This window comes from Streptomyces sp. LE64 (assembly GCF_052606915.1).
The window spans coordinates 6,531,292-6,543,223 of record NZ_CP199708.1 but is presented as its reverse complement, the minus strand read 5'-3'; the positions used below and the strand labels follow the sequence as shown (position 1 = coordinate 6,543,223).

Annotated in this window: 8 protein-coding genes; 5 read left to right on the top strand and 3 right to left on the bottom strand. The window is 74.0% G+C overall.

What is annotated here, in order from left to right:
• Positions 1-24 precede the first annotated feature (24 nt).
• On the bottom strand, positions 25-1,356 hold the full coding sequence (locus ACSMX9_RS28795; protein ID WP_445398414.1) for a hypothetical protein: 1,332 nt from the start codon (positions 1,354-1,356) through the stop codon (positions 25-27).
• Positions 1,357-1,956: 600 nt separating this feature from the next.
• On the opposite strand from ACSMX9_RS28795, the gene ACSMX9_RS28790 reads away from it, so the two are divergent.
• On the top strand, positions 1,957-4,464 hold the full coding sequence (locus ACSMX9_RS28790) for a SufS family cysteine desulfurase (RefSeq protein ID WP_445398412.1): 2,508 nt from the start codon (positions 1,957-1,959) through the stop codon (positions 4,462-4,464).
• Between the two features lie 15 nt (positions 4,465-4,479).
• Positions 4,480-4,971, top strand: coding sequence for a hypothetical protein (locus ACSMX9_RS28785; RefSeq protein ID WP_445398410.1), 492 nt, complete (start codon positions 4,480-4,482; stop codon positions 4,969-4,971).
• A 19-nt stretch (positions 4,972-4,990) separates the two neighbouring features.
• Here the strand turns inward: ACSMX9_RS28785 and ACSMX9_RS28780 are convergent, their stop codons facing one another.
• Positions 4,991-5,695, bottom strand: coding sequence for a ribonuclease H family protein (locus tag ACSMX9_RS28780; RefSeq protein WP_445398408.1), 705 nt, complete (start codon positions 5,693-5,695; stop codon positions 4,991-4,993).
• A 231-nt stretch (positions 5,696-5,926) separates the two neighbouring features.
• Here ACSMX9_RS28780 and ACSMX9_RS28775 point away from each other — a divergent pair, with 231 nt between their 5' ends.
• Positions 5,927-7,381: a glycosyltransferase family 39 protein gene (locus tag ACSMX9_RS28775; RefSeq protein ID WP_445398406.1), complete on the top strand. Its 1,455-nt coding sequence runs from the start codon at positions 5,927-5,929 to the stop codon at positions 7,379-7,381.
• A 21-nt stretch (positions 7,382-7,402) separates the two neighbouring features.
• Here the strand turns inward: ACSMX9_RS28775 and ACSMX9_RS28770 are convergent, their stop codons facing one another.
• Positions 7,403-9,427 (bottom strand): HelD family protein, encoded by a 2,025-nt coding sequence (locus tag ACSMX9_RS28770; RefSeq protein ID WP_445403124.1) that lies wholly within the window; start codon positions 9,425-9,427, stop codon positions 7,403-7,405.
• A gap of 255 nt (positions 9,428-9,682) precedes the next feature.
• Between ACSMX9_RS28770 and ACSMX9_RS28765 the strand changes: the two genes are divergently transcribed.
• Positions 9,683-10,795: an ABC transporter substrate-binding protein gene (locus ACSMX9_RS28765; RefSeq protein ID WP_445398404.1), complete on the top strand. Its 1,113-nt coding sequence runs from the start codon at positions 9,683-9,685 to the stop codon at positions 10,793-10,795.
• Positions 10,796-11,288: 493 nt separating this feature from the next.
• Positions 11,289-11,873: a DUF5753 domain-containing protein gene (locus tag ACSMX9_RS28760; RefSeq protein WP_445398402.1), complete on the top strand. Its 585-nt coding sequence runs from the start codon at positions 11,289-11,291 to the stop codon at positions 11,871-11,873.
• Positions 11,874-11,932: the final 59 nt, after the last annotated feature.

Sequence of the window (11,932 nt, the reverse complement as noted above, 5' to 3'; positions counted from 1 at the left end):
GGAACGCCCGTTCTGCGGACCGGTTCAGGTGCCGGCGGACCAGGTCAGATCGAGCCGGGAGCGCAGCGCGGCACGCCGCAGGACCTCGGCCGCGGCCGGGTGGCGGCCGTGCGGGCGCAGATGTCCGTGCAGTTGGCGCACGGCCGTGTCGACGGTCGCGGAGGACAGGGTCGCGCTCTGGTCGAGGAACGCCGCCCAACTGGCGCAGGCGGCCTCCACCTGGCCGCGGCGGACCTGGAGTTCGGCGGTCCGGGCCAGCATGAAGGCACGCGGCCACGGAAAGCCGGCCGGACAGGTGCGCACGCCCTGCCGGAGGGCCCGGATCGCCGCCGGGGCGTCGTCGCCGTGGTAGTGGGTGAGCGCCTCGTAGTAGTCGAGGTGCGCCCGTACCAGGTGCACGGCGGCGTCCGGCCCCCGGGTGACCTCCGCGATCTGCCTCCGCGCCTCGCGGATGCCGGAACGGGCTGCCTCGTGCTCGCCGTTGGCGGCGCTGGCCGCGGCCAACTGACCTATCAGCAGGGCTCGTTGCTTGCCGTCTGCGTCCCGCCCGTACTCCAGTGCCGTGCGGGCCAGGTCGGTGGCGACCTGGTAGTGGCCGAGCCAGCGCGCCTGCATGCTGAGCATGCGCAGCGCCTTGGCGACGGCTTCGCGGTCTCCGCTGCCGGCGGCCAGGTCGGCACTCGTCAGATAGGCGCGCTGGGCGATTCCGTGGAGTTCGTCGTCGTAGTGGACCGAACCGCAGATCCGGGTGAGGGTGGCCACGGCCCGCATCGTCTGCCGGCGGGCCTCGGGACGGGCGGAGGCGTCCGTGTCGGGCGCGACGGCTTCGGCGAGGTAGTCGACGAGGGGTTGGCGGACCGGGCGGGAGCCGATGGTGTAGGCGTTGCGGGCGAAGAGTTCCGTCATGGCGCGCAGGGAGCGGACGCTGCCGCGGACGAGGGCCGGTCCGGTACGGTCCCTCGCCGAGGCGGGGCGGCCGAGGCGGCGGGGCAGTTCGACCAGGTCGGCCAGCGAGTATCCGCACCGGGCCGCCGGGTCGTCGCAGGTCACCAGTGCGGCGAGGGGTCCGGCGGAGGGAAGCGGCTGGTGCGGGGCGGGCGGGTGCGCGAACCCGGCCTCCTCCGTGGTGACACGGCGACCCAGCCTCCGGGCGAACGCTTCGACGACCAACTCGGGCACGGGGTCGCGCGGCCGGCTCCCGCGGAGCCACTGGGCGACCGAGGTCCGTTCGTACCGCAAGCCCAGGCCGGCCTCCGCGCCGAGCCGGTTGACCTCCCGGGCGAGCCGTCCCCCGCTCCAGCCGCAGGTTCCCAGCAGGCCCCTGAGCGCGACGTTGGGCGTCCTCGGCGGTGTCATCGGATCCACCCCCCGGTGGTGTGCACGGTCGTCCCGAGTGGACCAGAAAGTATGCCAAGGGCATGGGCCCGAGCCCAAGTGCCCGGTCGGCCCGCCCTGCTCCGCGGCCGGAACCGCACGGATACCGAAGGGCGGCGGAGCCCTGGCATCGCTCCACGCCCCCTGCGTGCCCGCCGATCGGCGGGTCCCCGGCGCGACCAGCGCGGACGGCGGCGGCCGGGTCCGGCTCCCGGGCACGGCGCTCCGCCCCCGGTGAGGGCGGTGCACGGGTCGACGCAGAGGCGGACCGCGCAGGCGGTTCACGTCTTCCGCAGGAGGGCGGTGTCATGCATCCGAGCGAGGAGGGAATCAGCCTTCGGCAGGAACACCGTTTCCCTCCGCCCGAGTTGCGTCGTCCCGGGCGGGCCCCGCCGGGTCCACTGCGGCAGGAAGCGCGCTTCACGCCCCCGGGCCGCTTCCCGCTTCCGGGCCGGACGGACCGTGACAGCACCCGTCCGCCGGGGCAAGGTGACACGACCCCCGCACGACCCGTTCCCGTCCCCACCCGAGGGAGCGGGGAGGTTTGTCCTTCCTGCCGGACGACACCCACGGAGGCACCCCGTGAATCCTTCCGCTCCGCTCTCCCGTTCCTGTACCTGCGCCGCGCACCGGGCGGTCACGGAACCGGCCGCCCCCGGGCGGCCCCCCGTGCCCCTGGACGCGGCGGTGATCCGGAAGGACTTCCCCCTCCTCCAGCGCACCGTCCACGACGGGCTGCCCCTCGTCTACCTGGACAGCGCGGCCACCGCGCAGAAGCCCACCGCGGTGTTGGAGGCGGAGGCCGACTACTACCGGCTGCACAACGCGAACGCGAACCGCAGTCACCACGCGTTGGCCGACGAGGCCACGGAGTTGCTGGAGCGGGCCCGGGCGAGGATCGCCGCCTTCATCGGTGCGGCACCCGAGTCCGTGGTGACGACGAAGAACGCGTCCGAGGCCTTGAACCTGGTCGCCTACGCGATGATGAACGCCTCCCACGCGCCCCGCGAGTTGCGGTCCTTGGCGCTGGGTCCCGGGGACAACGTGGTGATCACCGAGATGGAGCACCACTCCAACCTGATGCCCTGGCAGCAGTTGTGCCGGCACACCGGGGCCGAACTGCGCTGGCTCACCATCACCCCCGACGGGCGACTCGACCTGGACGGCCTGGAGAGGACCGTCGACGAGCGCACCCGGGTCTTCGCCTTCACCCACCAGTCCAATGTGTACGGCACGGTCAACCCGGTGGACGTACTGGTGGCCCGCGCCCGTGCGGTGGGCGCGCTGACGGTCCTGGACGCCTGCCAGTCGGTGCCCCACATGCCCGTGGACGTGCAGGAGTTGGGCGTGGACTTCCTCGCCTTCTCGGGCCACAAGATGTGCGGGCCGACCGGGATCGGCGTGCTCTGGGCACGGCCGGAACTGTTGGCCGCGATGCCGCCCTTCCTGACCGGCGGCGAGATGAACGACTCCGTGTCCATGACGGGCGCGGAGTACGCCGATCCGCCCCGACGCTTCGAGGCGGGGACTCCGGTGATCGCCCAGATGGTCGGGCTCGCGGCGGCCTGCACCTATCTCGACGGGCTGGGCCGGGACGCGATCGCCGAGCACGGGCGACGGCTGACCGCCCGGGCCCTCGACGCACTGCACGCCCTGGACGGAGTGCGGATCGTGGGCCCCCCGGACACCCTCGACCGAGGTCCTGCCATCTCGTTCGCGGTGCGGGACCTGTACCCCGACGAGGTGGGTGCGCACCTGGACCGGAGGGGCATCGCCATCCGGGTCGGCCACCTGTGCGCCAAGCCGGCCTGCGTGCGCTTCGGCCTCCCCGCCACCGCCCGCGCCTCCTTCCACCTGTACACCACCGAGGAGGAGGTCGACGCGTTCACCGGCGCCCTCGCCGAACTGGCCTCCTCCAAAGCCGGCGTTCCCCCCGCCGCCCGGCCGGCGAGCGAACGGGCCCCCGCAGCCGCCGCCACCGCGTCCGCACCCGCGACGGCGGTGGGCGCCCCGCCGGACCGGGGGCTGGCCGAGGCCGCGGCGGCCTTCTCCGACACCGTCTTCGCGGACGCCGCAACGGCCGCCACCGCACTCTCGGTCTCCCTGGGCGACCGGCTCGGGCTGTACCGGGCGATGGCCGGCGCCGGCCCCTTGAGCCCCGCCGAACTCGCCGCCCGCACCTCCACCCAGGAGCACTACGTCCGCGAGTGGCTGCACACCCAGGCGGGATCGGGATACGTCCGCACGATGCACGACGCGGCGGGCCCGCCGCGCTACGCGCTCCCGGACGCCCATGCGCTCGTCCTGGCCGAACCGGACGCCCCGCAGGCGGCGGTGGGCATCTTCGGGGCGCTGGGCAGCCTCTTCGCCGTCGAGGACCGGCTCGCGGACTGCTTCCGGCGGGGCGGCGGAGTGGACTGGAGCGAGTACCCGCCGCGCATGTTCAAGGCGGTGGCCCGGTTCTTCCGCCCCGCCTACCGGGCCAACATCGTCCAGAAGTGGATCCCCGCCGTGGACGGCCTGGCCGAACGCCTCGCCCGCGGCGCGACGGTGGCGGACGTGGGGTGCGGGGTGGGCTACTCCACCCTGCTCATGGCCGACGCGTATCCCCGCTCGACCTTCCACGGCTACGACTACCACCACCCGTCCGTCGAGCGGGCCAGGATCATCGCCGAGGAACGCGGTCTGGACGACCGCGCCCACTTCCACGTGCTCGCCGCCGCGGAGTTGGACTCCGGCCTCCCGGCGGCCGACCTGGTCACCCTCTTCAACTGCCTGCACGACATGGGCGATCCGCTCGCCGCGCTGCGGGGCGTCCGCAGGCTGCTCGCACCGGGCGGGGCGGTGATGCTCGTCGAGCCCAACGCCGGGGAGGACCCGCAGTCCAACGCCCACCCCGTCGGCCGGTTGTTCATGGCACTGTCCACCGCGCTCTGCCTGCCCGCGGCCGCGGCCCAGAACGGGCCCCTCGCCCTCGGCAACCACGCCGGGGAGGAGCGGCTGCGCGACCTCGCCCGGCAGGCCGGTTTCACCGGCTGGCGCAGGGTCGCGCAGACCCCCCGCAGCGCCGTGTACGCGCTCACGGTCTGAGCGGGGAGCACCGACGTGAGCGCCGTTCCCGGGGACGCCGTGCTGCTGGCGACGGCCCCGACCCGCCTCCACCGCGCCCTCGACGGGCTCTCCCGCGCCGAGCTGGAGCACCTGCTGCACCGTGCCCACGGTCTGCCGGGGCCCCTCCCGCACCGGCGCCTCCTGGTGGAGGCCCTGGTCCACCTGCGGCGCACGGGCCGGAGCACGTACCGCTTCGGCTTCCACGCCGCCGTCGCACGGTACGAGGCACCGCCCGACCCCGTTGCCGTCCGGCACCTGGTCCGGGTGGCCCTGGCCCCCGCCACCCGGGTCCGGATACTGGGCGAGCCCCATCACGGCACGGTCAGGCACCTGGTCGTCTCCGCCGACCCGCCCGACGCACGGCCCGCGCCCTGGTACGTGGTGGCCGTGGACGCCCTGGGGCGCTGTCGGGCCCACGGTTCCGACGAACTCGAACTCTGTTCCCCAGCCCCCGGGCCCCGGTCCGTCCGCACCGCCCGGCGGTGAGGACGGCGCCGGGGGACGGTCACGCCTCCTGCCCCTCCGTGCGGCATCCCGGATGCCCCCATCCCCCGTCCACTTTGGTGATCTTGCTGCCTGCCGCGTACGCGGTGCCGCACGGACAGCGGCCGGCGAACTTCGCGGTGATGACCCGAGCGCCGCCGGTGCGCGCGGGGGTCGCGCTCCGCTTGCGCGGGGTGCCGGACCGCCGTGCCGCGGGGCGCGGGGCGCCCGCCCGCTGCGGATCGGGGACGGGCAGGTCGTGGCCGCGCGCGGTGCCCCCGGCCTGCTGGGAGTCGGCCGCGTCGCTCGCGGCCTGGTCGGCGATGGCGTTCAGCAGGTCACCGCCCTGCTGGTGCGCCCGGACGTGGACGAACTCCACCTCACGGCCCGCCAGCAGGGCGTCGATGCGTTCGACGAGTTCACGGTTGGCCACCGGGCCGCCGCTGGCCGTCCGCCAACCGTTGCGCTTCCAGCCCGGCAGCCACTGGGTCACGGCCTTCATGGCGTACTGCGAGTCCATGCGCACCTCCAGCGGGGTGCGTGCCGGGGTGGCGTCCAACAGGCGCTCCAGCGCGGTGAGCTCGGCGACGTTGTTGGTGGCGGTGCCCAGCGGGCCGGCCTCCCAGCGCTCCGGCCGTCCCTGCTCGTCGGCGATCACCCATGCCCATCCTGCTCTCCCGGGGTTCCCCTTCGACGATCCGTCGGCGGCTGCGGTCATGCGGTCCATGCCCGGGATCATGCCATCAACGAGGTCGGGGGCGGCGACGGCCCGGGGCGGAGGAACACCGGCCCGGCGCCGTCGATAGACTCCTGCGCACCGGCCGCCACCACCAGGGGGACGGGTGCGTCCGTCCGCGTCGCGCCCGCCCTCGATCCGCGGCCGGACCGACCGCGTTTCCTGCACGTCCGCGGACCGCCGACCACGGTCCGCGCCACTTCCACGGGGCCCAGCACCTTCATGACCTCCCACACCGCCGTCCGTAGGTTCCGTGCACCCCTCTGGCTGCTCCCGGCGGTGTGGACCCTGCTCCTCGGCGCCTGGGGGCTCTCCCGGCAGGACAGCGTCTGGCGGGACGAGGCGGCGACCTGGCAGGTGGCCCAGCGCTCCACCGCGGAGATCTGGCACACGCTGGAGCACGTCGACGCCGTGCACGGGCTCTACTACCTGGTGATGCACGCGCTCTTCGAAGTGTTCGGGCCCGGCACCACGACCCTGCGGTTGCCGTCCGTGCTGGCCGTCGCGGTCGCCGCGGCGTGCGTCACGGTCCTCGGTCAGCGACTGGTCGGGCCCCGGGCCGGACTGGGCGCGGGACTGGTGCTCGGGCTGCTGCCGGCCGTGCAGTTCCACCTCCAGGAGGGGCGACCGTACGCCCTGGTCACGGCCGGGGTCGCGCTCTCCACCCTGTTGTTGGCGGCCGGAACGGAGCGGCCCGACCGGTCGCCGTACTGGGCCGCGTACGGCACCGCGGTCCTGCTGTGCGGGCTGCTGAACTGGTTGTCGTTGCTGGTGCTGCCCGCCCACCTGGTGACCCTGGTGTGGACCCGGGCACCGCGCGGCACGTGGAAGCGCTGGGCAGCCGCCTCGACCACCGCCGTGGCGGGTGTGCTGCCACTGGTCCTGTTCTCCCGGAGCCAGTCCCAGCAGGTCGCCTGGATACCGCCGTTGACCTGGCACATGATGATCGGCCCGGCGGTCCTGTTGGCGATCGGCGGGCTGGGGGTCCTGCTGGACCGGCCCCGGGCGGGCCGGCCGTCGGCGGCCGCCGTCGGGTTCCCCCTGCTCGCCGTGCCGCAACTCGGCCTGGTCTCCCTCTCCTTGGTCAAGCCGCTCTTCCTGGACCGGTACGTCCTGTTCAGCATGGTGGGTCTGGCCTTGCTGATCGGGACCGCGCTGGACGCGGCGGCCCGAGCGGCCGGCGCACGGTTCCCCGGGGCGTCGAGTTGGCTGCTGCCCGTGGTGGTCGCCCTGACCGCAGGGGCGCTGCTGCCGCAGTCGCTGGCCAAGCGGTCCCCGGCGAGTCGGGTGGACGACGTCATGGCGATAGCCGTGGAGGTACGGCAGTTGAAGCGGAACGGGGACGCCGTGCTCTTCATGCCGGCGGAACGCCGCGACACCGAGGCCCTCTCCCCCGGTGCCTTCAGCGGTCTGCGGGACATCGCCCTGGTGGAGGGGCCGGAGGAGTCCGGGACGCTGAAGGGCAGGGAGGCGGACGAGGCCCCGATCCGGGCCGCGATCCTGGCCCAGCGGCGCGTCCTGCTGGTCACGGATGCGACGGGGGTGGCGAAGCCGCCGTGGACCGCTCGGGACAGGGCGAAGGCGTCCGTGCTCAAGGAGCACTTCGCCGTGGTGGCGGACCGGCAGGTCCGTGGGCGACGGGTGACGGTGTACGCGCGCCTCGAACCGGTTCGCTGATCCGGCCCCGGGGCGAGCCGTTCAGGCCGTGACGACGGCGATGGTGCACAGTCTCTTGGTCGCACGCGTGAGGGCGACGTACAGGTCGCGCTCGCCGCAGGGTCGGGCTGCCGCGATCTCCTCCGGGGAGACGACGACGATCGCGTCGAACTCCAGGCCCCGGGCTTCGGAAGCCGGCACGAGACGCGCCCACCGCGCGACGTCCGCCGACGTCAACTCCGCGACTCGGGCGTCCGCGCAGATCACGCCGAGCAGGTCCCCCGGGTGCGCTGCCGCCTGTGCCCGGAGCTCCCCGACCACCGTGGTGGCGACGGAGTGCGGGCGGGCGGTGAGGTGGCGGGGAGCGTCGCCGTGGCGGATCGCCCGGCTCGGGGGGCGACCGGGGGCGATCCGCGCCAGCAGGCCGTGCGTGCTCGCGAGGATCTCCCGGGTCGTGCGGTAGCTGACGGTCAACGTGTGCAGGGAGAACCTGCTGCCGAGATGCGGGCCCAGCGCCTGGGACCAGTCGCTCGCCGCCGTCGCAGGGCCCGCCTGGGCGAAGTCGCCCACCAGCGTCATCGACCTGGCCGGACAACGGCGCATCACCATCCGCCACTGCATCGCGGTCAGTTCCTGGGCCTCGTCGACCACGACGTGCCCGAACGACCGCTCCGGCAACCCGTCCACCAGGGCCGCCGCCTCGTCCAGCAGCGGCACGTCGGCATCCGTCCAGGGGGCGTCGGGCGAACGCACCAGCCGGGACCGGTCGTCGCCGGTGAGCGAGGGCAGGTGCCTCGCCAACGTGCGCGCGTCCGCCAACAGGGTGCGTACGACCGCGTCGGGCGTCAGCCGCGGCCAGAGCACCTCCACCGCACGGTCGACGTGGGCGTCGTCCGCGAGGTCCGCGCGGACGGCGTCCGCATCGAACACCTCGGCCGGATCCGCGGTCGGTGCGTCGTCGAAGCCGAGGGCCCGCAGATCGGCTGCGGCGGCGGCGTCGAGGTCCAGGCCCGTACTCTCGGCGATCTCGGCATCGACGCGTTCGAGGGCCTCGACGGCATCGCGCTCCAGGGCGTCCGTGACCGCGCCGATCAGGTGCTCCTTGAACGCCTCCCGCGCGGGGTTGTGCGCCAGACCGCTCGCCAGCGCGGCCTCCCGCGCCGCTGCGACCTCCACGCTCTCCAGCCGGGCCGACTGCCGGCCCACCCGGACCGCGAAGCCGCCGGCAGGTGCCTGCCGGGAACGCACCAGCTCCGCGAGCGCCCCGGCCAGCGCGGCACTCCCCTTCAGGCGCGCGACGACGAGCGAGTCCACCGCTGCGGGCACCGCCCCGGGCAGCCGTGCGCACGTCGTCAGGAGCACGCCGTTCTCCCCCAGCGAGGGGAGCACCTGGGACACGTAGTCGAGGAACCGCGCGTTCGGCCCGAGCACCAGCACACCGCGCGCGGCCGCTCCCGGGAACGCGTACAGCACGTATGCCGCCCGGTGCAGCGCAACCACGGTCTTCCCCGTACCGGGGCCGCCCTGCACCACGGTCACTCCCCGGTGCGGGGACCTCACGATCGCGTCCTGCTCCGTCTGCAAGGTCGCCACCGCCGCACGCATCCGCCCCGTGCGCTGCGCTTCCAGCGCCTCCGCCAGCGGACCGTCACCGACGACGTCGCCGGCCGCGGGCGGCGATCCGTCCAGCAACTCGTCGCTCACCGCACGTACCGCACGACCGTCGACCCGCAGATGTCGCCGCCGCCGCAGCCCCATGGGGTGGACGGTCGTCGCCTCGTAGAAGGACCGCGCCGCATCCGCCCGCCAGTCGACGAGCAGGGGCAGGTCCCGGTCACCGGTGTGCAGGCCGAGCCGTCCGACGTGCAGGACCGTTCCGTCCGCGCCGTCGACCCGGCCGAACGCCAACCCCTCCTCGGCCCCCTCCAGCCGACGGATCTGACCGGCCAGACGCTCTGCGGCGACATCGCGCGCGTACACCTCGCCCGCGCTGTCGACCGACGACCTCAGCACGTCCGCCAGCTGGACCCGTGCATCCGTCAATCGCTCGTCGAACACCCGGTACATGGCGGCCACACGGGCCTGTTCCACCTCGACCTGCCCCGCGGCGACCTCATTGGACTGGGACAAAAAGCCGCCTTCCCCTCGACCCGGCCCTCCACTATGCAGCCACATCCCTTCGAAGGTAAGGCTTGACTTACCTCTCCGGGTCGGCCGCCCGCGGAGACGGCACCACTAGACTCCCGGTGAGCGCGGACCGCCGGCCGGGCAGGCACGGTCCGGGTGGACGGCGACCACATCGTGCCGGGGGAGGCCGCGTCCGTGAACACGCCGTCAGCACCGTCCGGGGTGGAGCGCACCGACCGGTCGCCCGTACGCCTGGGCGTTCTCGTCCCGCTGACCCGGCCCGGGTGGGTCGAGGCGGGTCGCCACCTGCTCGCAGGACTCGACCTCGCCGTGCGGGAGGTCAACGACGGTGGCGGCATCCACGGCAGGCTCCTGGAGTTGGTGGTAAGGGACACCGCTGCCGATCCGGCGCGGGCCGTGGCGGTCGTGGACGAGTTGACGGGTCTGGGCGTGGTCGCCCTGGCGGGCGAGTACCACAGTGTCGTCGCCCGGGCCGCCGCGTCCCGCGCCGACGCCCTCGGCGTGCCGTTCCTCTGCTCCTCCGCGGTGCTCGACGCCCTCACCGAGGGGCCGACCCCGTGGGTGGCGCGACTGGCTCCGCCCCAGTCCCACGGGTGGCGGGTGTACGCGGAGTTCCTGCTCCGTTCGGGCCGACGCCGGATCGCCGTGGTGACCCAGCCGAGCGTCTACTGGTCCTCGGGGACTCGGGTGCTGCGGGGGCACCTCGCCCGCCACGGCGGCACGCTCGTCGAGTTCGACGCGCACGCGTTCCCTCCACGGGCCCTGTGCGACGCGCTCGCCGAGCACCGTGCCAGCGCGCTCCTGCTGCTGGTCGGGGTTCCGGAACCGGCGGTGCCGCTGGTCAGGGCCGTCCGGGGGGACCGCAGGCTGACCGAGGTCCTGATCGGCGCGCCGGCCGGGCAGCCGGAGTTCGCCGGTTGGGCCGCGGAGTTGGGCGGGGACGGCGCCGGGATCCCGTTCCTCCGCTACCTCCCCGAGTCCCCCGGCCCGTTGGGTGAGCGCGTCGGGCGGGAACTCCACGAGCGGCTCGGCACAGCGCCCTCCTTCGTCGCCTTCGAGGGCTGGGACAGCATCGTTGTCCTCGCCGAAGCGCTGCGCACCCACGGCACGGACCGGGAGGCCGTCGCCCGGTCCTGGCCGCACCTGGTGGTGGAGGGAACCCGTGGGCAGATCCGCTTCTCCCGTGTGCCCGGCACGGGCGTCTGGCAGTGGGCCGGGGCACCGGTCCAGGTCGCGGACCGGGATCCGGCGGCGTCCGATCGCCTGAGGGTGCTCGACGTCCGCTGAGCGTCCGGGCGTTCGCCCCGCAGCCCCCGCGCACCGCGAGCGCGTACGCGAGGGACGACCTCCGGGACCCGCCTTGCCTCGTCGTGCCGGCGCTGCGGTCACTGCCGGCCCTCCGCCTCGCTGCCGCCGGCGCCGTGGTCGTGGCCCTCCTCCCGCCGCGCGGCCTCGGCCGTCCGACCGGGGCCGTCCCCTCCCCAGCGGGGGACGGACGGCGGGGCGGCTCGGCCCGGGAGGGGACGGCTCGCTCCGGAGACGGTCGGATGCGTCCTGCGCTCGATGTCGGAGGGATGTCGAGGCGCGTTCCCGGGGGGTGCCGCGGCGGCGGCCCCGACTCGTCAACCCGGCTGCGGGGCTCCTCGCGAACCGCCCGGACGGCGTCGCTCCTCGCCGTAGAGTCCGCGATGAGCGCTTTCCGTCGGCACGGCGGCGCCCTCTTCGGCCCCGCACGGGACGCTCGGGATCAGGGGCCATCGCCTGACCAGGAAGGAACCGCATGATCTCGTTCGAGCCGGAGTTCTCCGAGTACCTGGACGTCGAAGAGGAAGCGACGGTGATCCGCACGTTCGAGATCGGGGTGATCTCCGGCCTGTTGGCCACGACCGAGTACGCGGCCGCCGTGGAACACGCGGCCGTCACGTACGGGATGCGCTCGATCGACGACGCGGCCAGGCGGGTCGCCCGGGTCGCGGTGCGCCAATCCGCGCTCTTCGACGGGGAGCGACCACCGCAGGTCTTCGTGGCCCTCGACGAGAGTTGTCTCCGGCAACGCGTCGGCGAACCAGCCGTCATGGAAAAGCAGTTGGAGCGGCTGATCGAGATCGCCTCGCTGCCCACCGTGTGGCTCCAGATCGCCCCGTTCGCCATGGGCGCGGCGCGCTCCTTCGATTTCCCGATCTCCATCCTCACGATGCCCGACCGCTCGCTCGTGTCCTACTCGGAGTCCGCGCTCAGGGGGGACCTGGAACAGGACGACGCCCGGGTGCTGCCGTTCCTGCGGTCCTACCACCACCTCCAGGCCGCATCGCTCTCTCCCCGGGATTCGGTGAAGCTGATCAACCGGGTGCTCCAGGAGCTGTAGGCCCCGCGGGACCGGATGTGAACACCGAGCCTTATTGCCCATATATTGCATGTGCATGC

What these genes read in the sequence shown, in the direction of transcription:
- ACSMX9_RS28795 (WP_445398414.1), bottom strand. Translation starts at nt 1,356, where the DNA reads ATGACACCGCCGAGGACGCCCAACGTCGCGCTCAGGGGCCTGCTGGGA.
- ACSMX9_RS28780 (WP_445398408.1), bottom strand. Translation starts at nt 5,695, where the DNA reads ATGGACCGCATGACCGCAGCCGCCGACGGATCGTCGAAGGGGAACCCC.
- ACSMX9_RS28775 (WP_445398406.1), top strand. Translation starts at nt 5,927, where the DNA reads ATGACCTCCCACACCGCCGTCCGTAGGTTCCGTGCACCCCTCTGGCTG.
- ACSMX9_RS28770 (WP_445403124.1), bottom strand. Translation starts at nt 9,427, where the DNA reads ATGTACCGGGTGTTCGACGAGCGATTGACGGATGCACGGGTCCAGCTG.
- ACSMX9_RS28760 (WP_445398402.1), top strand. Translation starts at nt 11,289, where the DNA reads ATGATCTCGTTCGAGCCGGAGTTCTCCGAGTACCTGGACGTCGAAGAG.